Source organism: Limnochorda sp. L945t (assembly GCF_035593305.1).
GTDB classification, from domain to species: Bacteria; Bacillota; Limnochordia; order Limnochordales; family Geochordaceae; genus Carboxydichorda; species Carboxydichorda subterranea.
In genome coordinates this window covers 1,488,582-1,507,168 of sequence record NZ_CP141615.1, presented here as the reverse complement: position 1 = coordinate 1,507,168, position 18,587 = coordinate 1,488,582, and the positions used below count along the sequence as shown (strand labels likewise).

The 18,587-nt window shown below is 68.0% G+C and carries 19 protein-coding genes; 13 read left to right on the top strand and 6 right to left on the bottom strand.

What is annotated here, in order from left to right:
* Positions 1-37: 37 nt before the first annotated feature.
* Genes U7230_RS07145 through U7230_RS07135 form a run of 3 tightly spaced genes read left to right on the top strand, consistent with a single transcriptional unit; the run spans position 38 to position 3,585 of the window.
* Positions 38-1,075: a TAXI family TRAP transporter solute-binding subunit gene (locus U7230_RS07145; protein WP_324718032.1), complete on the top strand. Its 1,038-nt coding sequence runs from the start codon at positions 38-40 to the stop codon at positions 1,073-1,075.
* Positions 1,076-1,510 (top strand): hypothetical protein, encoded by a 435-nt coding sequence (locus tag U7230_RS07140; RefSeq protein ID WP_324718031.1) that lies wholly within the window; start codon positions 1,076-1,078, stop codon positions 1,508-1,510.
* Positions 1,483-3,585 (top strand): TRAP transporter permease, encoded by a 2,103-nt coding sequence (locus U7230_RS07135; RefSeq protein ID WP_324718030.1) that lies wholly within the window; start codon positions 1,483-1,485, stop codon positions 3,583-3,585. Before U7230_RS07140 ends, U7230_RS07135 begins: the two co-directional genes overlap by 28 nt.
* A gap of 151 nt (positions 3,586-3,736) precedes the next feature.
* Here U7230_RS07135 and U7230_RS07130 read toward each other — a convergent pair whose 3' ends face one another.
* Positions 3,737-4,024, bottom strand: a complete 288-nt coding sequence (locus tag U7230_RS07130) for a hypothetical protein (protein WP_324718029.1) — start codon at positions 4,022-4,024, stop codon at positions 3,737-3,739.
* Positions 4,025-4,218: 194 nt separating this feature from the next.
* Here U7230_RS07130 and U7230_RS07125 point away from each other — a divergent pair, with 194 nt between their 5' ends.
* Entirely contained in the window at positions 4,219-4,527 is a 309-nt protein-coding gene (locus tag U7230_RS07125) for an ArsR/SmtB family transcription factor (RefSeq protein ID WP_324718028.1), read from the top strand.
* Here U7230_RS07125 and U7230_RS07120 read toward each other — a convergent pair.
* Positions 4,499-5,170, bottom strand: coding sequence for a class I SAM-dependent methyltransferase (locus U7230_RS07120; protein WP_324718206.1), 672 nt, complete (start codon positions 5,168-5,170; stop codon positions 4,499-4,501). The two genes, U7230_RS07125 and U7230_RS07120, sit on opposite strands and share 29 nt — an antisense overlap.
* A 262-nt stretch (positions 5,171-5,432) precedes the next feature.
* On the opposite strand from U7230_RS07120, the gene U7230_RS07115 reads away from it, so the two are divergent.
* The 3 genes from U7230_RS07115 (at position 5,433) to U7230_RS07105 (ending at position 8,105) form a co-directional block, all read left to right on the top strand.
* Entirely contained in the window at positions 5,433-6,128 is a 696-nt protein-coding gene (locus U7230_RS07115) for a PadR family transcriptional regulator (protein ID WP_324718027.1), read from the top strand.
* 83 nt (positions 6,129-6,211) lie between these two features.
* Complete coding sequence (locus U7230_RS07110) at positions 6,212-7,255, top strand: ABC transporter ATP-binding protein (RefSeq protein WP_324718026.1); 1,044 nt, start codon at positions 6,212-6,214, stop codon at positions 7,253-7,255.
* Positions 7,256-7,328: 73 nt separating this feature from the next.
* A complete protein-coding gene (locus tag U7230_RS07105; protein ID WP_324718025.1) occupies positions 7,329-8,105 on the top strand; it encodes an ABC transporter permease in 777 nt (258 codons plus the stop codon).
* Between the two features lie 216 nt (positions 8,106-8,321).
* Here U7230_RS07105 and U7230_RS07100 read toward each other — a convergent pair whose 3' ends face one another.
* Positions 8,322-9,062 carry a YceI family protein gene (locus U7230_RS07100; RefSeq protein WP_324718024.1) on the bottom strand — a complete coding sequence of 247 codons (741 nt, stop codon included), beginning with the start codon at positions 9,060-9,062 and terminating at the stop codon, positions 8,322-8,324.
* A gap of 328 nt (positions 9,063-9,390) precedes the next feature.
* On the opposite strand from U7230_RS07100, the gene U7230_RS07095 reads away from it, so the two are divergent.
* Positions 9,391-10,329: a DMT family transporter gene (locus tag U7230_RS07095; RefSeq protein WP_324718023.1), complete on the top strand. Its 939-nt coding sequence runs from the start codon at positions 9,391-9,393 to the stop codon at positions 10,327-10,329.
* A 221-nt stretch (positions 10,330-10,550) separates the two neighbouring features.
* On the opposite strand, the gene U7230_RS07090 is transcribed toward U7230_RS07095, so the two are convergent.
* Positions 10,551-10,826: a hypothetical protein gene (locus U7230_RS07090; protein WP_324718022.1), complete on the bottom strand. Its 276-nt coding sequence runs from the start codon at positions 10,824-10,826 to the stop codon at positions 10,551-10,553.
* Positions 10,827-11,498: 672 nt separating this feature from the next.
* On the opposite strand from U7230_RS07090, the gene U7230_RS07085 reads away from it, so the two are divergent.
* Both U7230_RS07085 and U7230_RS15415 read left to right on the top strand, forming a co-directional pair.
* On the top strand, positions 11,499-11,729 hold the full coding sequence (locus U7230_RS07085; protein WP_324718021.1) for a hypothetical protein: 231 nt from the start codon (positions 11,499-11,501) through the stop codon (positions 11,727-11,729).
* Between the two features lie 6 nt (positions 11,730-11,735).
* The gene (locus tag U7230_RS15415; RefSeq protein WP_404980584.1) at positions 11,736-13,217 is read left to right on the top strand and encodes a GNAT family N-acetyltransferase; all 1,482 of its coding nucleotides are present in this window, start codon (positions 11,736-11,738) and stop codon (positions 13,215-13,217) included.
* Here U7230_RS15415 and U7230_RS07080 read toward each other — a convergent pair.
* Complete coding sequence (locus tag U7230_RS07080) at positions 13,099-14,037, bottom strand: cobalamin-binding protein (protein ID WP_324718020.1); 939 nt, start codon at positions 14,035-14,037, stop codon at positions 13,099-13,101. The genes U7230_RS15415 and U7230_RS07080 overlap by 119 nt on opposite strands.
* Before the next feature lie 333 nt (positions 14,038-14,370).
* Complete coding sequence (locus tag U7230_RS07075) at positions 14,371-15,333, bottom strand: hypothetical protein (RefSeq protein ID WP_324718019.1); 963 nt, start codon at positions 15,331-15,333, stop codon at positions 14,371-14,373.
* A 274-nt stretch (positions 15,334-15,607) separates the two neighbouring features.
* Between U7230_RS07075 and U7230_RS07070 the strand changes: the two genes are divergently transcribed.
* The 3 genes from U7230_RS07070 to U7230_RS07060 all read left to right on the top strand — a co-directional run bounded on the left by U7230_RS07070 (position 15,608) and on the right by U7230_RS07060 (position 18,560).
* Positions 15,608-15,838 carry a MerR family transcriptional regulator gene (locus tag U7230_RS07070; protein ID WP_324718018.1) on the top strand — a complete coding sequence of 77 codons (231 nt, stop codon included), beginning with the start codon at positions 15,608-15,610 and terminating at the stop codon, positions 15,836-15,838.
* A 149-nt stretch (positions 15,839-15,987) separates the two neighbouring features.
* A complete protein-coding gene (locus U7230_RS07065) occupies positions 15,988-18,159 on the top strand; it encodes an AAA family ATPase (RefSeq protein ID WP_324718017.1) in 2,172 nt (723 codons plus the stop codon).
* The gene (locus tag U7230_RS07060) at positions 18,159-18,560 is read left to right on the top strand and encodes a TubC N-terminal docking domain-related protein (protein ID WP_324718205.1); all 402 of its coding nucleotides are present in this window, start codon (positions 18,159-18,161) and stop codon (positions 18,558-18,560) included. The genes U7230_RS07065 and U7230_RS07060 overlap by 1 nt, the downstream gene beginning before the upstream one ends.
* Positions 18,561-18,587: the final 27 nt, after the last annotated feature.

Genomic DNA, 18,587 nt, shown 5'->3' with positions numbered 1-18,587 from the left:
ACGTTCCACTCATCCTGCGGGTCAGAGGAGGGCCACTATGAGCGGCAGCTGGGATCGCAGGCAAGTCCGGGCGTTCCTGGTCGTTGTCCTGAGCCTGGTTCTTGTGACATCGCTTACGGGAAGTCTCGCGGCTCTGGCTGCGGCGGGCCGGTACAACGTGGTGGTGGCCACCGGTGGGATCGGCGGGGTTTATTACTACTACGGTACCGCCGTCGCGGAGCTGATCTCCCGGTACGCCAACCTGTCGGGTACAGCCATCCAGACGGCGGCATCCATCGACGACCTGCTGCTGATCCGGGACCGCACCGACCTGGCGCGGGGCACCGTCTACTGCGCCACCGTGCTGCCGGACTCCGCCTACCTGGCGTACACGAGCCGCCATGAACGCTTCGCGTCCAAGCCCGCGCCCATTTCGATCCTGTGGGCCATGTACCCGAACCACCTGCACATCGTGACCGCCGACGACACTGGAATCAAGAGCCTGAGCGACCTCAAGGGCAAGCGGGTCTCCACGGGCGCGCCGGGAAGCGGCACCGAGGTAGAGGCGCTGCTGGTGCTGGAGGTGGCCGGGGTCGATCCGGCCCGGGACTTCGCGAAGTGGGAACGCCTCGGAGCCAGCGAGAGCGCCCAGGCGCTGGCGGACGGGAGCATCAGCGCCTACTTCTGGTCGGGCGGGCTTCCGACCGCTTCGGTGGTTGAACTCGGCACGACGCTGAGCCGCCGCAGCCGGCATCTGCGCCTGGTCCCGGTGCCCGACGACCTGGCCAGGCAGTTCGCCGTGCGCTTTCCGGGGCTTGCAGCCCCGGCTAGGGTTGACGCCTCGGTGTACGGCACCCGGGAGGCAACGCCGACCCTTGCCTTCTGGAACATGTTCGTTTGCCACAAGGACACCCCGGAGGAGGTCACCTACGCGATCACCAAGGCGGTGTTCGAGCACCTCGACGAACTGGTGAGGGCGGTGCCGCCGGCCCGGGACACCACGGTGGCCAACGCCGCCATGTACCTGGGCGGAACCATCCCGTACAGCGAGGGGGCGCTTCGGTATTTCCGGGAAATCGGCGCCGTCAAGAAGTAAGTGAGGGGCCGGGGGGCTTTCCTGGCGGCCTGGAGAGACCTCGTGGCCGCGCTGGCTCTTGTGACCTTCGCGGCCGCGGGCCTCACCGCACTGGAGGTGAGCGACGGCAGCGCCCGGCATAGGGTGGTGCTGCCGTGCGGCGCTTCCGGTGAGATGGACTTCGTCAACTCCGTCACCGGCTCACCCGTCACAATCCAGTTTCGGGTCTGCGGTGCGCTTTACGACTTCACTGTCCGCACCGACGCTGCGGCCGAGGAGTACTACACCGCAGGCCTCTACGAGCTGGGCCGGAGGCTTGCAGGCGAGCGGGCGCGTGAGCTGAGCATCTGCTCCGAAGTCGGGGTAGACGTGAGGCTTGGCACCCACCGGTACCAAGTCCGTCACGGATGCCTGGAGGTGCGATCCAAGTGGGCGACGCGCTGGTTCGGAGGCTAACGTCGGCGTTTCTGGTGGCGGCCGCGCTGTACCACCTGTACCTGGTCCTACACCCGTTCAACCCGCTGCTCAATCACTTCCGGATCCCCGTGCTGGACCTGACGCAGCTCTCGCGCGCGACGCACGTGTGGCTCGTGGTTACAGCGGGCTATCTCATCGCCTTCATGAGGCCCGCCCAAAGCGGCGGGCGGAGGGCCGGCGGGCTGTTGATGGCAGCGCTCTCGGCGAGCCCTCTGATCCTGCTGCTGGGGGCGATGGAGTACCGCCCGGCCGAGTCCGGCCTTGCCGTGCTGAGCTGGGTCGTGAGCATGGCGGCGGTCCTGAAGGACCGGCGGGTGCGGTGGCTCGACCTGGTTGCGGCCGCGCTGGCGGCCCTGCCATACCTCTACATGGTGTTCGACTATGAGGCGCTCATCTACCGGGCCGTGGTCCCCACCACGTGGGACCTTGCCATGGGATGGTCGCTCGCGGTGCTGGTGCTCGGGCTCGTCTTTCGCTTCATCGGCCCGGTGATGCCCGTTTTGGTGCTCGTCTTCATGCTCTACAACGTCTTCGGGGCCTACGTGCCGGGCGCCCTCGGGCACGCCGGGTTCGGCGTGGACTTCCTGCTCGGCAAGATTTACGTGGAGACGGAGGCGGCGCTGTTCGGCCAGATCACGGGCATCTCGGCGAAGTACCTCGTCTACTTCACCATCCTCGGCGGGGTGCTGTCCAGCCTGGGCATCGGAAAGATCCTAGCCAACATGGCGCTAGTCGCGGTGGGGCGCAGCCCCGCGGGCCCGGGCCGCACGACGGCGCTGCTGTCGCTTCTGATGGGGATGTTTTCGGGATCGGGCGCGGCCGACACGCAGTTCGTCGCTACCCTCACCCGGCCTCTTTACGACCAGGCAGGATATGACCGGGAGGCCGCGGGCGGCATTGTGGCCACCGCAGGCACGGTCGCTCTCATCACGCCGCCCGTGCTGGGATCAGCCGCTTTCTTGATGGTGGAGCTGCTCGGCATCCGTTACCTCACCGTGGTCATCATGTCCATCATCCCGGCGCTGTTGTACATCCTGGCCATTCTCCTCTACAACGAGCAATACGTCAAGAAAGCGGGCCTGCGCCCCGTCAGCGTGGAGAACGTCTACGGGTGGGCCTATGTGGCACGCCGGTTGTACGTCTTCTTGCCCATCGTGCTCATCGTCTACATGATTGTCCGCGGCTTCTCGGTGGACCTGGCAGTCACCTTTGCCGTCTTCCTCAGCATCGCCATCGCTTACCTTTCCCCCGAGACACGGCCGGCGCTCAGGGCCGCGGCGGGGGCTTTGGGCAAGGGGTTCGAGGGGCTCATCCCGACTGCCGGCGCCGTGGTGGCGGCCAATATCATCATGGCCATGATGGTGTTGACGGGCCTACCCTCGAAGTTTTCGCTGCTGCTCACCCAGGTTTCCGGGCACAGCCTGCTGCTGGCCACGCTGTTTGCGGCGGGCTTCTCGCTCCTGCTGGGGATGGGCGTCCCGCCGGTTGCGACGTACACCCTGGCTTCGGCGCTCACCGCGCCGGCCATCATCGGCATGGCCGTGTCCAACGGCATACCGGAAAAGGCGGCGGTGCTGGCCACGCACATGTTCCTCTTCTACTACGCCGTGCTGGCGGACATCACGCCGCCCGTGGCGCTGTCGGCGTATGCAGCCGCCTCCGTCATGGAGACCGACCCCATCCGCACCGGGGTGCGGGCAGCCCTGGTGGCGCTTCCCAAGTACGTCATCGGCTTTCTGTTCATCCTCTCGTACTCCGGTACGGCCCTGCTCATCGTCCCCGTGCTGGAGACGGCTCCGGCAGCGAGCGCCGTGTATATGATCGCCACGAGGCTGGTTGCCACCGCGGTGGCCATCTGGTTCATGGCCGTGGGTAACGTCGGCTACTCCACCCGGCCCATGTCAGCAGCCGCGCGGATGGCTGCGGGGCTTGCGGGGCTGCTCCTGATGCACCCAAACCTCGGGGTGAACGCAGCCGGGCTGGCTGTGGGCCTGGTTACCCTCCTGGCTGCTCGAGGCCCTTCGATGGAGGCGGTGCAGCGCAGGGCCGTGTAGGGCGGGGACCGGCGCCTCCACCTCGGCGAAGTAGTCGTGCGTCCAGGGGTACGCAACGCCAATGACCTTTGGCCAACTGCAGCGCACCGGGTTGCGCTGCAGTTCCTCCTTCACCCTGTAGGCAGGGTCGTGGTTCGCGTGGGTCGTCCGGTCAGACCGGGCCACGAGAGGTGAGATAGAAGAGACCCAGCACGATTGAGGGCAGCAGGACTAGCTGCGAGGCGTGAAACGACCGGAAATAATAGAGCGACACGCTACCGAAGAGCAGCGTGGCCGCCGCCCAGTACAGATAAAACGTCCTGGGCAGTGAGCTTCCCAGTACGAGGAACGCTCCCCCGAGGGCGATGGCCAGGTAACCGCCCATCTGAAAGCCGAGCGTGCCCATGGTCATCTGGCGGAAGCTCAGTGCCGGTGCTACCGACCGAAGCCACCGATCCATGCTCGGGCCACCTGCAAGAATGTGATACAGGCCGAGCGCGATCAAAAACAGCCCGGCGAACCCGTTCGTAGCTACTCTGGCCACCTCGTTGCCCACCACCTGTTTGTCAAAGAATCGATCGCCTTGACCCGGCGGCGCCGGCCGTGCTACCTTCGCGTCGAAACATTTCGACGCGTCAAAGCGAGGGATCCCCGGTGACCGACCCGGACCTGATGCGGATGCTGCAGGCGGTGGGGGACCCCATACGGATGGAACTGGTTTTCCTGGTGGGCAGCCGCGGCCCGATGAATGTCACCGACATCGCCTCCCACTTCAAGCTCAGCCGCCCGGCCGTCTCCCATCACCTGAAGGTCTTGAAGGACGCCGGTGTCCTGGCCGGTGAGAAACGGAGCAAGGAGGTCTACTACCGGCTGAACCGGCGCCGCGCCGTCAACGCCCTCCGCTCGCTGGCCGACGCCATCGAAAGCTGTTGCCCTACGGACGAGAACGATGCGCGACGATGATCTCGGACGGCATCAGCCCGCCGACGAACTCCCGCACGACGTCGACGAAGCCGGCCTCTCGCACGTAGGCCTCGACCGCGAGGGGTCGGCACAGGCCCAGGACCCTTGGCACCAGGCGCTTCGGCAGCGCCTCGTAGAGGCGCTCGAACCCGGTGATCCGCTCGGGGTGCCGCTTGCTCACGTGGACCAGCACCAGCCGCCCTCCCGGACGCAGGACCCGACGGAACTCGGCCAACACCGCACGGATCGCCTGCAGGTTCATCAGGTCGAGCATGTATCCGTTGTAAACGAGGTCGAAGCTGTGGTCTGGGTAGGGCAGTTGACGGGCATCGGCCTGTCGGAGCTCGAAGTTGGCGTAGCCGGCGGCGGCCGCCGTCCTGGCTGCCTGTCGCAGCATGCCGGTCGAGATGTCCACGCCGTGGACGACGTTGTCCCCCTCGACTCTCGCCAGAATCTCGACCAACGTGGTGCCCGGGCCGACTGCCACTTCGAGCACCTTGTCGCCGGGCGAGATCTGGGCCAGCTCGATGGCGCGCAGGTGGGCGCGCCGTTCGAACCGGCCGACGGTGCGAGCGTAGTGGCGGCTCCGGCGGTCGTAGATCCGCTGAACCTCGGCGTTGCTAATCGGCAGGGCATCGACCATGAAGGGCACGGCTGCCCCCCTCCCTCACTAGGTCCATATGCTTAAACACATCAACCTATTAGTAGCCTGAACCGGCACCCCGTGTCAATGGGTCCCGGGAAAGGAGCTGCTGCCGAAGGTGCGGTTCCACGACCGCGGCGAGCACGGGCCTTGCAGCTGTATGGGGCGGCGACCAAGGGCATTCGGGCCGTTTCGCCCCGACGGGGAAGAAGCGGCTTGACAGAGACCCCGAGAAGGCTGTATGCTCAATGACGGATAGCCAATGTTGAGTAGCCTGGAGGCGACGGAGACGGCGGCGAAGGGGGAGCGCGACACCCGGGGCGAGGCGACCAGGCTCATCATCCTGGGCTATTTGCGGGAGCGCCCTGCTCACGGCTATGAGATCCAGCGCTGGATCCGGATCCAGCAGATGGACCGCTGGTCCAGCGTCCTTCCGGGCTCTCTCTACCACGCGCTCAAGCGCATGGAGGGGGAGGGGCTGATCAAGGCCGTTGCAGAGGAGCGGACGGGTGACCGCCTGCGCAAGGTATACGCCATCACGCCGGCCGGGGAGCGAGCCTTCGAACGCATCGTGCGCCGGTTGCTGGCGGCGGAGCCCCACTCGACCCGCTCGGACTTCGCCCTGGCGGCGGGATGGCTGGACGTCCTGCCTTCCGCGGAAGCGGTGGCCATTCTCGAGCGCACCGTCCGGCGCCTCGAGGAGACCCGGCAGCTGTGGGAGACCGGGAGGGCCATCAAGGCGCAGTACGCCATGCCTCCGGCCGTGGAGGCCGCCTTCGACAACGCCCGCCGGGTGCTCGACGCCGACATCGCGTTCGTGCGCAGCCTCATCCGCATGGTGCAAGAGGGCAGGACGGGGCTCGAGGAAACCCGCGAGCGGCTGCAACAGCTCAAGGACGTCTGGACGGCAAAGGGGAACGGCCTAGGGCCCGTGGGCCCCGAAAGGGAGGGAGAGTAGGCAAGGAGGGCACCCCGAGGTTCTTTTCGGGGTCTTAGTCAACGTTGGATAAACGTCGTTGTATTTTCGGAAGGAGGAGGTCTATGTTGGCGGTGGTCGTCGACCAGGTAAGCAAAGCGTACCGACGGGGTGCCCGGGCGTTGGACAGCGTCAGCTTGGAGGTGGAGGAAGGGGAGGTCGTAGCGGTTCTCGGCCCCAATGGGGCGGGGAAGACGACCCTCGCCCGCATCATCGCGACCCTCCTGGCGCCGACGGGCGGCAGGGTCTTCCTCATGGGACGAGACGTCGCCCGCTCGCAGGCCGATGTGCGGCGCATCCTCGGGTACGTGCCCCAGGGGGCAACAGCACCGCCGGAGAGCACGGGCGAAGAGTACCTGGCCATGGTGGCCACCCTGCATGGGGTGCCTGCCTCCGAACGCCGGGCCCGCATCCGAGAGCTCCTCCGGTGGTTGGAGCTCGCACCGGCCGGCTCGCACCTGGCCAGGACCTATTCCGGTGGCATGCGCCGGCGCCTCGACCTGGCCGCCGCCCTGCTCCACCGTCCGCCGGTGCTCATCTTCGACGAGCCGACGACGGGGCTGGACCCGTCCAGCCGCCGGCACATCTGGAACCACATCAAAGAGCTGGTGCGGCAAAACGGCACCACCTTGCTGCTTACCACCCACTACCTTGAGGAGGCTGACGCACTGGCCGACCGGCTTGTCATCCTGGACAGAGGGAAGGTTGCCGTGTCGGGGCGTCCCGAAGCGCTGAAGGCGGCTTTGGGGGGAGACCGGGTCCGCCTTGCAGTGCCTTCCGCCCAGCTCCCTGCCGTCCGCGAGGCGCTGGCGGCAGGCTGGTTCGACGACATCCCTGCGCCGACCATCCGGGGGCTTCCCGATGGTACGACCCAGCTCGAGTGGACCCTGCCGGCCGGCGCCCGTGCTGCGGCCCGCTTGACAGAGGCCCTTCATGGGGCCGCGGTGAGCGTTCTGGGAATCTTCGTGTACCCCCCGTCGCTCGATGACGTGTTCCAGGCCCACACCGGCCGCACGTTGCAGGAGGCCCAGGAGCAAGCCATTGCCTCCGGTATGGCGCCAGAGGAAGGCCGGGGAAAGGCCGGACGGCCGCCCCAGCGGGCAGCGTGATACGGGGTTACGCAGATGCTCCGCTACTCAGGCAGTTCGATGTCGACAGCGGTACGTACGAAGAGGAGGTAAGATGACGATGGCCCGTTTCATGGGGGACACGGCCACAGTGGCCGCCATGGAGTGTCGGACCTCGTTTCGAACCCCGGTGTGGCTGTTCATGAGCCTGTTCCAACCGCTGCTATGGCTGCTCTTGTTCGGGCGGCTGTTTGAACCCATGGTACGCGTGCCCGGGTTCGGCGCACGTAGCTACGTGGAGTTCCTGCTCCCCGGCGTTATGGGGATGACGGCCATGTTCGCCGCCGGTTGGTCGGGGCTGGGGTTGGTGTACGACATGCAGCGGGGCACACTGGAGCGGCTCCTGGTGACGCCGGCGGCCAGGGCCTCCCTGATGATGGGTCGCATCGCCTGGTGGGCGGCGGTGGCGGTGGTGCAATGTCTTCTGGTGCTCGGGGTGGCCCACCTCATGGGTGTGCGGGTGGTGACGGGCGCTCCAGGTATCCTGGGCATCACCGGGATCCTGGGGATGTTCGGGGTGGCGCTGGGGGCCTTCTCCCACGCCCTGGCTGCCACAACGGGAGAGCAGACCGCGGTGGTGTCGACCTTGCAGTTCTGTAGCGTGCCTGCCATGTTCTTGTCCTCGACACTGATGCCGCTCAACCTGGCGCCGGGTTGGGTACGGCAGGTGGCCGCGGCCAACCCGCTTCACTGGGCCGTGGAGGGGGTACGGATCCTGCTCCTTGACGGGTGGCAGTGGGCGGTCGTGGGGCGGGACGTCGGCCTTCTGGCCCTGTTCGCGGGCCTCATGGTAGCCTGGGCCGTCTCTTCGCTGCGCCGGCTGAGCGCGTGACGCCTTCGGCCGGCCCTCTTCGGCAGCCGGGCCGAGGCGCCCACCCGCCTCGACGAGGTTCGATTAGAAAGCGGAAAGGACGTTCGGTCCCGGTTCCTCATGATGCCGGAGGGCCCGGGACCTTTCCCGCGTTCGTCATGATCCAGGGCAGCGTGCCGAGTAGCACCCGGGCTTCACGGCCTGCTCCTGCCCCAATGCGGCCGGCCGCCCCCGTGGTCAGCCCACCCGCCGGGCCACGATCTCGACCTGGATCTCCGCTTCGTTTTCAGCCCGCAGCAGCCCCAGGATGGACGGCGGGTCAAACCCGAAGTCCGTCATGCGGATGGTGGTACGGGCCGTCCCCTTCAGGGTGTTGTCCGCCAGCACGAACGACCCTTGGAAGGTGACAGGTCGCTCGACAGTCCGGATCTTCAGCTGGCCGTGCAGCGTTACGGGAACCGCCACGCCTTCGTGGTACGCATCGGGCAGGCCTTCCACCGACGAGACCCTGAACTCCGCGATGGGGAAGCGGGCCGACTCCAGCCACCGCTCCCGGATGGCCTGGTCGCGGCGGGGCTGGTCGGATGTCAGCTGGCTGATGTCCACCTGGATGGTACCGAGCCGGCTGTTGGCCAGGCGGCGTGGGTCGATGAGAATCTCGCCGCGGATGGCCTGGGTGACGCCGACGGCCACGTTCGGCCTGTTGACGTTTAGGAAGACCTCGCCCACCCGGTACAGGGCCTGGGACTCCGCGGGTTCGATCACGAAGCGCTCGTAACCGGCCTCGCTGCTGGCGGAAGCTTCACCCCGGGAGCCTGGCGCGCTGGCCGGTGCGGCGGTGACGGGGCTGTCCCAAAGACGTGCCGCAAGGTACACCAGGGACGCCGAAGCCATGAGAACGGCACCGGTGACAATGGTCCGCAAGATGGCAGAACGGGTGCATCCTCGCACGACACCCGGGTGGCGGACAGGACGCATCGGGGTCCCTCCCTCTGGTGCGGTCGTGGCCCGGCCGGGGCAGGCGACCGTCACGTTCCGTATACCGGGCCTTCGTTGCCGTGCGATGATGGTGTTGTGAAGGAGCTGAGAAGGTCCCGGTGCGTCATGGTAGGCGTGAATAGCGCGTCCCACAAGTTCGCTCACTGACGCGTTGCGGTCAGAGCAGGGACCAGAGGAAGATGCTGCTGGAGGTGGAGGAAAACCCAACCGAACCACGTGGTATAGTCGGCTCGACGAGGCCAGGGTTCTCGCCGTGCGGAGATGACAGCATCCCGCAGAGAGCGGGCCGGAGAGGGAGATATGGACGATGAGCGTGGGGACGGCGGTCGCTTTCGCGGCGCTGAGCTTCATCTGGGGTTCGACCTATCTCTTCATCAAAGTCGGCGTCGAGCACTGGCCGCCGTTCATGCTGGCGGGGCTGCGCAACCTGACCGCATGCCTGGCCCTGCTGGCCGTCATGGCGGCGCTCCGCAGGCGTCTGCCGAGGGCGTGGCGGGAATGGTGGCCGCCGCTGGTCTTCGCTGCGCTCAACGGGGCGGCCTTCGCCCTCATCTTCTGGGGGGAGCGGTTCATCCCATCGGGGCAGGCGGCGGTGTTGGTGGCCACCATGCCGCTGTTCACACTGCCGCTGGCCCGCCTCTGGAGCCGGGAACCCGTGAGGCTGGCGCAAATGGCGGCGGTCGTAGTGGGGTTCGCAGGGGTGCTGATGGCGTCAGGAGTGCGGGAAGGCACAGGGTTTGCGGGCAGTGCGCAAATGCGGATGCTGGCGCAGGCCGGCATGCTGGCGGCGGCCTTCTGCTACGCGGCGTCCTACGTCTTCAGCAAGCGCTTCTTCCGGGCTGACACCTACACCAACACGGCCATCCATCTGGGAGCGTCGGGGCTTTACCTGCTTGCCCTCTCCCTGGCGGCACGGGAGGTGCCGGACGCCAGGGCGTTGACATGGCCGGCGCTGGGGTCGCTGGGGTATCTCGCGCTGGTGGGCTCGGCCCTGGCGTACTGGCTCATGTTCTACCTGATCGACCGGTTGGGCAGCGTGCAGGCGTCGTACGTCACGCTGATCAACCCCGTGGTGGCCGTGGCCCTGGGCGTGTTGCTGCTGGGCGAGCCGCTCACGTGGGGCATGGCTGCGGGCACGGTGGCTGTCGTAGCCGGCGCCTGGCTGGTGCACCGCCGGCCGGCGGGTCGGGGGCGATTGCGGCTGCGGGAAGGTTCCCGACGCACTGAAGGCGCAGCGGCCCGTTGACTCAACGGAGACCCCTCCGTCCACTTTCCCTTGTTTCTGCCTCATCCGCCCTTTGCTTACTCATGCAGGGCAGACCGCTCCGGCGCGGTTGGAGCGGTACGTCACGCGACCCGGGTGCCTTCCCGCCCGAAAGCAACGGCGCCGGCGCGGCCGGTGCCCGAGGAGGACCGGTGACGATGGCAACGCGGCCCCCTACTCCCAGTTCCACGGCCATCGCCCCCTCAGGCGCGCGCCTCCCGGCCGGTAGGCGTGCCCCCCGTGCCGGTCTGCCTCCAGCGGTTCGCTAGGAATTCCCGCACGGAGATGAGCCGTACCGGGAAGCGCCGCAACACCGGCGCCATGTCGACGGTGAACCCCCGGGCGTTGAAGAGCCGAATCATGGCAGCGATGTCGTTCCCGAAGCGGCCAGCTACCTCTTCCAGCGGGATCTGGCGGTATTCGAGGGGTCGGCCCGTGAGCGCCGAAAGCACCGGAAGCAACTGCCCGTAGGTCACCACCTCGGGGCCGCCCAGGCTCCGTCTCGGCGAACACACGTCCGTGAGGTCAAAGCAGACCGACATTGAGATGCTGTGCGGTCTACTGCGACCCAGTGCCGCTCGCAACCGCAGGAGGAGCTCACCAAGGCGTCGCATCTCATCTGGGAAGACCTCCCACTCAGGCCACTCCGATCGGATGCACGGCACGCCTCTGCGGGCCATGCTGGTTCCTCCCCGTTCGTTGCTTGACGCCGCCCGGTTCCGAGCGCCCGGCGGCCACCCGCTGCTGCCGCCCGCCTTGCGGGTCCTGAACTTCCCCCCGCCCTGGGCATGCTGGCCAGCTCCCGCAGATGGGACGGGTATGCACGTCCCCCGGGGCGTTGTACACGTATACGGTAGACGCTGTACCTGGCTCCGACCGTGTTTCGACGCCCAGTTTTCGGGGCCCTACTATTGCTGCATACTGTATGAGCGGTACAATGGGAACGTCGGCTGGGCCGGAGGTGGTCCCGTGGCAGAAACCCCTGTCGTGATCCAGGCCCAGCGGGCTCGAGAACTCCTCCACAGAGGCCTATGGCGACGTTTCACGTGGCGGAGGCCGCCGCGCTGCGCCAAACGGTGACTCAGGCGGCTCGGGCGCTCAGCTTTGCGCGGCGGCCGGACGCATCGCGACTACAGCGAGGTCTCTCTGCGATGGAACTGGCCGGTCGGGTCCGTGTACAGCGCTCGCTTGTGTACCGGTGGCGGCGAGGCAGTGGCGCTCCGCCCCCTCCGACGACCGCGGAGCGGCTGGCCCTGGCTCTGGTGGTGCGGTCGGAGGAGCTCCGTGGTCGCTCTATCCGCCAGGCCGCTTGGCTGGACGAGCCGGCCAAGGAGCTCCTGGCCTGCCTGGTGGCCCAGACCGCCGCCCTGAGGACGGGGTGATAGAGCATGCCAGAGCCCGGCGATCGCTGCGATGTGCGGGAGGTCCCCGCCGAGGAGATCGGAGCGATCAACGGCATGTGCGTCATGCCGGGCGTCGCCCCGGCCGGCGCCCTGGCCGAGGCGGCTCGGGTGCACCGGGCGGTGGCGAGGATGGGCGTGCGCACCTTCGGGGCGTTCCAGGAAGGCAGGCCCGTCGGGCGCCTCGAGGTCATGCCGGTCGACGCGGCCCCGCTCCCGCTCGAAGGCGAGGGCCTGTGGGTCATCCGATGCCTGTGGGTGCTCGAAGAGGCGGCGAGGCAGGGTCTGGCCCGATCCCTCATGGAACGGGCCCTCGAAGCCGCCGCCGGCTCTGCCGGGCTCGCCGTGCTCACATACGCAGGCTGGATGCCCGTGGCGTTTTTCGAACACTTCGGGTTCGAGATGGTCGAGCGCCGCGGCCCGGCCGCTCTGCTGCTGAAGCGGCTGCGGCCGGACGGCCGGGTGGCGCTTGCGGCCGGGCCCCGGCCCTCAGCTTTGGCTCCCGCCCCGACCCAAGCCTCGACCCCTGCTGCGGCGCGGGCGCGGGCCGAGCCCGTCGTGCACGTTGCGGCCGTGGTCACCGGCCGCTGCCCCTGGATGATGCAGATGTGCCGCAGGCGCCTGGAGGCGGCCCGGGCGCTCTCGAGCCGGGTGCAAACGGCCGAGCAGTTGATCCTTGACCGGGCCGACGCCCTGCGCCTAGGGGAGGAGAACATCTACATCGACGGCGAGCCCCTCGACGACCTCGTCATGCCTCTCCAGGCGTTTCTCGACCGCATCCGTGCCCGCCTGGCTCCCCGTACCTACGGAGTCGGCGCCCGGCCCGGCGAGGTGGATCCATTGCCATCCGGTCGGCTTGCCGCTGGCCGTCTCACGCGTAGCTTCCGGTCCGCCGCCACGACGAAGCACATCCGCCACCGCCTGAAGCTGGCCGGAGCCGACCAGGCGCTGTGTGGCCGCCAGGACACTCGACCACCTTCAGCTGGCCTGCAACGGTCTGCCGCGGCTTATCGACCACTGCGCCCACCTCAGCCCAATGGCGCCAGCGGCTCGGCAGGAACGGGTGGTGACCACGACTTGGTCGACGCTGTGATGGCCACCGAGTGGCAGGCCCCCCAAGCCGTGCCATCTACGAGCTGGCCTTGCGCCTGGTGCTGCTTTGGGCGGAGGCCTCAAAGGTCGGCGACCCGGCCATCCGTCATCGGCTACCCTGACATCCCGAAGGCGTGGCTCGCCCGATGTATCGGGCGGCCACGCCCTTTCCCGCTCGTCCGCCGCGCGATGCCACTGGTCAAACAACGATCAATGCGACAGGTATGTGTTGTGAGGCCTGGCAGCGAGTCCGCCCGACTTAGCCCCTTTCGACCGGCAGCCAGCTGCTTCGAAGCCGCAAAGAGCCAAACAGGTCGGGGTGCAAGACCTCGGCCAGGGTCTCGACCCCGTCGACGACCCGGGGCCCGGGCCGGTTGAAGTAGGCGCTGGCCTGGACGGCGAAGACGCGACGTTCTCGCACCGCTCGCAGTTCATCCCACCACGTTGGCAGGCGGCCGCGCCGACGCAGGTCCCGATACTCGGCGACGGTCTGCTGCAGGTCGTATCCGCAAGGCATGAGGACGATCACGTCGGGGTCGCAGCCGCGGATGGCGTCCCATCCCAGGCGGCGGGACTGCTGACCCGGCTGGCCCAGCGGGTTGCTGCCCCCGGCCAGTTCCACCATCTCGGGCACCCAGTGCCCGGCGCACCAGGGCGGTTGCAGCCACTCCATGCAGAAAACCCGAGGGCGATTCGCCAGCCCTTCGCTTCGCCGCCTCACCGCTTCCAGGCGAGCCTCCAGGCCCCTGCGCACCTCCCGGCCTCTCGCTTCGATGCCGGCGGCCGACGCGACGGTCTCGAGCTGGGCGAGCACGTCCGCGAGGGTCATGGGTTGCAGCGATAGGATGACCGGCGCGGCGACGTGGACCTGCAAGTCGGCGGTTGCAGCCTTCACCTCGTCGTACGCCACCGCGCAAACCTCGCACAGCCCCTGGGTCAGGATGAGGTCGGGACGGAGCCGGCTGATCTGGTCGCGGTCCAGGGTGTACAGCGAGCCGTGCTCCCGCACCGCCCGGCTGACGAGCGCGTCCAGTTCGGCCCCCGTGACGCCCGGCGGGATGAGGGAAGCGGTGACGACCGGCACGCCCGCCACCTCCGGAGGGAAGTCGCACTCGTGGCTGCGTCCCACGAGATGGTCGGTGAGGCCCAGTGCCCAGACGAGCTCGGTGGCGCTCGGGACCAGCGACACGATGCGCACCGCAGTTCACCCGAGGCAGTTTAGGCCGCCGACGCAGACGCCGCAACAAGGACTCCACAACCTGCGCCACTCATTCGGCGGGCGCAGTCAAGGCTACGACGGGCTTAGGCTGCGGGAGAAAGAGGGCGTAAGCCTCGGGAGACCGCCCCTCCCGCCGGCGGTTGCGACATTTGTAAGGCATAGCCCCTTCCCGGCCGGCCCGAGACCGGGCACGCCACCGGCAAGGGTGGCGAGCCGTCTCCTGGCGATCCTGGATCCGGGGATCGGTCTCCTCCCTGCGCACAGGCCAGCGCAGGAACGGGCCGGTCGGTTTCTCCGTCCGGAACGCGCGGCTCACTCCGCCGGGGTGTCCCGGCAGAGGCTACAGGTACTTTCTGCGATCAGACGCGCCACTCGGTCGGGCAGCAGGTCGTCACGCAGGGCCTCCAGCAGGCGCACCAAGTCCCACCGGTGCTTGTCCAAGTCCGGTGCGATCTCACGCAGCTTCTCGACGGCCCACTCGACCTTGTCCAAGTCGTAGAGGGGCGGGTGCTCCGAGCCGCTGTCCGGCGTCACCGGTGTGCGCGACGGCACCGGATACTGGCGGGCAAACGTCACGTCGGCCCAAAATGACCGAAAGGAAGGGTCCTCTTCCGCCACCTTTTGCCCCGCGGCCTCCAGCGCCCGGTCGTACGTGTCCACCGCCTGGCGCAGGGCATCCAGATGCTTCCAGAAGGGGCTCTTGGCCAGATGCTCCCGGAGGTACGGCCACAGCTCTCCCCAGGCCGACTCGATGTCGAGGTCCGGCACCACGGTCCCAAGCCACCGCTCCGGCTCCAGGGCCAAGTCGACGCCCTTCACTTCCAGAGACCTCGGAAGATCCCACCCCACCTCGGCGTGCAGGCGGATTTGCGGGTTGTAGATGAAGCCTCGTATCGTCTCGGCCAACTGCATCAAGCGCTCCACGTGCTGCGCGCGCCAACTTGGGACGAGGGCTGGGTGCGCCGCCGGTTCTGCCTCGCGGCGTGTCTGCCGATGGTGCACCAGAAGCCGCACTCTCTCCAAGAACCCATCCTTGATCCGCAGTGGGTCCAGCCGTCCCTTGACCTCAGGGTCCTTGGGGTCTAGCGCTCCCGTGGCGATCTCGTACGCAAGGCGATAGCGCGACACGGTGCGCGGGTCAGGCGGTGGCAACTGCATTCTTCTTGCCTCGGCCCTTAACGCCTTGATGACTTCCACCTCAGAGAAGCCTCGGTCGATCAGATCGAACAGGTGTTCGCGCAGCGGCTGTTCAAGCAACTTCCCTCGCCGACCCATCGGGTTCACCTCCCCTGAAGCTTGTCGTAGCGAAAGGGTTCGCAAAACGTCAACCACTGTGCAGCAAAGGCTTTCTCCGCCTCCGCGCCCAACGCGCCGCTCGTGCGAACCACGACACGGGCGCCAGGACTCCGGATCCTGCTCTGCCGGTGCGAACGGCCCGACGGGCTGAAGCGGCTGGCCGCGGCCTTTGACCTTGTCCTGGCGACGGCGCCGCGGCCGGATAACAGGCGGCCGAGCGGCGCCGAGTCCTTGTCGAGGGGGGAGCCATGCGATGCAGCTGTTGGGAACCCGAGAAGCGGCCCGGGCGGCACAGGTACCGGTGCGCACTCTGCTCGGGTGGGTTGCTAGAGGCCGCGTGGTGGCCTTTCGCGATGCGCTGAACGGGAGGGTGTTCCTCCCGGCCGACGAGGTGGAGCGCCTGCGACCCGAGCGCCGGCTTCACCGGGTCAGCGCTCCCTTGGAGGCCGCTAGTCCCGACCGGAGGCCCGCCGTGAAGGGCTGACGCTCCGGGCTACGAGGAAAGTCGTTGAGGGCCGCCCACTCAGGCGTTGCGGTGCGGCCCCCTAGAGGTGCAGGACCCATGGTCATTGTCCTACGTCTCTCCGGCCCCTGGCCATCCCTCATCCCCGCCTGGGCGAGGGGGTGCCCCGGGTGAGCCCCGAAGAAGCTCAGGCCGAGATACGCCGGGCCGTCGAGCTGTTGCTGGTTCCTGGGCAGGTCACGGAGTTGCGGGTCGAGGGGGCGACGACCCGGGAGTACCGTCGGCCGCACCTGGAGGTCGGTTATTTCGATAACCTTTTGACGCTCGCCACCTGGGCCGCGTCCTTCGCCCGCCGCGCCCAGGGTCTCTACGTGGTGCTCAACCCCCTCAACCACGCGCTGCTCGCCCGGGCGAATAACCACATGCGGGTTCTGACCCGTGATGGCCCCCGTACCACCGAGCTCGATGTGGAGCGTTGGCAGTGGTTGATCATCACGCTCGATCCCCGGCGCCCGGCGGGCGTGCCGCCGTCCAACACCGAGCACGAAGCAGCCCTCCGCCGCGCACGCGCCATCCGGGTAGCCCTCGCGGAGGAAGGCTGGCCGGCTCCCGTCCTCGTCGATTCGGGAACAGGCGCATGCCTACTTTACCACGTCTCCCTGCCCCGAGGGGATGACGCCCTGGTTCGGCACTCGTTGGAGGCGCTGGCCAGGCGTTTCTCGGACGCCGGTGTCGCGGTCGATCCGTCTACTGCGTCGCCGGTCTACCCGGTGCGCCTACCCGGCACGGCGGCCCGTGAAGGAGATTCCACCCCGGACCGGCCCCATCGCTACGCGCGCATTCTCGAAGCACCCGGGACGCTGGAGCTTGTGCCCAAGAGCCGCCTGGAGGTCCTGGCCGGTTCGAGGCCCGACTCCGACGCGTCGCCCAACGTGGAGCCCATCATCTTGACGGTCGCGGACGTCGAGCCGGCCAGGGTCGAGTTTCTGTGGGAGCCTTATTTGCCGCTGGGCAAGCTGACCCTTCTGGACGGCGACCCGGGCGTCGGCAAGAGCTGGGTCGCCCTGGCCATCGCGGCTGCGCTCTCGCATGGTACCCCGCCCGGGCAGCCGGATGAGCCACTGCCTGTTAGTGAGCCGGCCGACACGGTTTACATCACCGCGGAGGATGACGTGGCCGACACCATCCGCCCGCGGCTTGCGCAGCTGGGCGCGGACCTGCGGCGCATCCACGTGTTGCCGGCCGTGCGGGTCGTGGCCCAACGGGACACGAGGACGAGCGGGGACGACGAGGAGGACCGCCGTCGTCGACGGGCCGAGCGACAGGCTGCTATCCTGCGCGGCGATGCCCATGAGCGCCCCTTCACGCTGCTCGATGTGGAACTTCTGCGCCGCGTGTTGGAGGAGCGGCGGCCTAAGCTCGTGGTCATCGACCCGTTGGAAGGACACCTGCCCCCGGACACCGACCTCAACCGGGCCGAGAAAGTACGTCCGGTCCTGCAGGGGCTCGCCCGAGTGGCCACCGATTTCCACTGCTCGGTCCTGGTGCTTCGCCACCTCAGCAAAGAGGCTCGGGATCGGGCCCTCTACCGAGGCCTCGGCTCCATCGACCTTGCCGCCGTGGCCCGGTCGGTGCTGCTGGCGGGCGCAGACCCCAAAAGCCCGGGCGACCGAGCCCTTGTGCACATCAAGTCCAACCTGGGCCCCAGGGGCCCCTCCCTCGGCTACCGTATCGACAAGGACGGTTTCGCTTGGACGGGACCTTCGACACTAACGGCGGTCGACCTGCTGGCACCCGAGCGGGCTGCGGGCGAGGCGCAGGTGGAACGCGCCAAGGCCTTCCTCGTCAACCTACTCCAAGGCGGCCCGGTTCCGCAAGCGCAGGTGGAGGAAGAAGCCCGGCGCGCGGGCATCTCGCGCCGGACGCTTCAGCGGGCGAAGGGGGAGCTGGAGGTAGAAAGCCGCCGCCATTCGCAACCGGGCGCGCCGCGAGGGACTGGCGAGTGGCTCTGGACCTTGCCGGCCCCAGCGGCCTCGGCGGACGCGGAGGCGGGTCCACCTGGGCAAGCCTCCATGGCCCCGTCCGTTGGCAACCTTGAAATAGGGGTTTCAGGTAGCGTCGTGACGAAGGGCAATCAACATCGCCAGAGTCACCCCCCTGGCCATGTTGAAGGCGGTCAAGATCGCCAACCGAACACACTTGGCGGTCTTGATTGCCCCGCGTCGTGTCCGGCTTTGGGGCCTCGGGATCAAGATCGCCAAGAAGGGTCTTATACCGAAGACCAGACGAACCTGGCCTCCTTGGTGCCCCCGTCCGGCGAACGGGAGGTGTTCGAGCTGTGATGGACGCGGCCGCTCTTCTGCACGCGTTGCGCGCCCGGGGCATCGTCCTGTCGGCGGTGGGCGAGCGCCTGCGCGTGGAGGCGCCCCGCGGGCTGGTCACTCCCGAGCTGCGGGCCGCGTTGACTGCCCACAAGGCTGCCATCCTGGCACTCCTGCAACAGGAGTCGCAATGGCCCCCGCAGTGCCGGGAGGCCGAACGCCTCTATCACCGCCCTCCGGTGCTGGAGGCGCCGCACGCGAAGCTCTTCCCGCTCGTCGGCCAGCGGGTGCTCACCCCCCGCGGCCCCGGTGTGCTGCTGCAGGCCTTCGCCGGCCAGGCAACTGTGGCGTTGGAAAGCGACCCAAACCACGCGGCCATCTTCGAGCCGCAGGAGATTCGCCCGCTCTCTGCCGCACCGTGACCGCGGGACGAGCAAGGGCGGGTCGTG

Coding starts and splice junctions, on each gene's coding strand:
- U7230_RS07145 (WP_324718032.1), top strand. CDS start 38: ATGAGCGGCAGCTGGGATCGCAGGCAAGTCCGGGCGTTCCTGGTCGTT.
- U7230_RS07130 (WP_324718029.1), bottom strand. CDS start 4,024: ATGGATCGGTGGCTTCGGTCGGTAGCACCGGCACTGAGCTTCCGCCAG.
- U7230_RS07120 (WP_324718206.1), bottom strand. CDS start 5,170: ATGGTCGATGCCCTGCCGATTAGCAACGCCGAGGTTCAGCGGATCTAC.
- U7230_RS07115 (WP_324718027.1), top strand. CDS start 5,433: ATGTTGAGTAGCCTGGAGGCGACGGAGACGGCGGCGAAGGGGGAGCGC.
- U7230_RS07110 (WP_324718026.1), top strand. CDS start 6,212: ATGTTGGCGGTGGTCGTCGACCAGGTAAGCAAAGCGTACCGACGGGGT.
- U7230_RS07105 (WP_324718025.1), top strand. CDS start 7,329: ATGACGATGGCCCGTTTCATGGGGGACACGGCCACAGTGGCCGCCATG.
- U7230_RS07100 (WP_324718024.1), bottom strand. CDS start 9,062: ATGCGTCCTGTCCGCCACCCGGGTGTCGTGCGAGGATGCACCCGTTCT.
- U7230_RS07095 (WP_324718023.1), top strand. CDS start 9,391: ATGAGCGTGGGGACGGCGGTCGCTTTCGCGGCGCTGAGCTTCATCTGG.
- U7230_RS07085 (WP_324718021.1), top strand. CDS start 11,499: ATGGAACTGGCCGGTCGGGTCCGTGTACAGCGCTCGCTTGTGTACCGG.
- U7230_RS15415 (WP_404980584.1), top strand. CDS start 11,736: ATGCCAGAGCCCGGCGATCGCTGCGATGTGCGGGAGGTCCCCGCCGAG.
- U7230_RS07075 (WP_324718019.1), bottom strand. CDS start 15,333: ATGGGTCGGCGAGGGAAGTTGCTTGAACAGCCGCTGCGCGAACACCTG.
- U7230_RS07070 (WP_324718018.1), top strand. CDS start 15,608: ATGCAGCTGTTGGGAACCCGAGAAGCGGCCCGGGCGGCACAGGTACCG.
- U7230_RS07060 (WP_324718205.1), top strand. CDS start 18,159: ATGGACGCGGCCGCTCTTCTGCACGCGTTGCGCGCCCGGGGCATCGTC.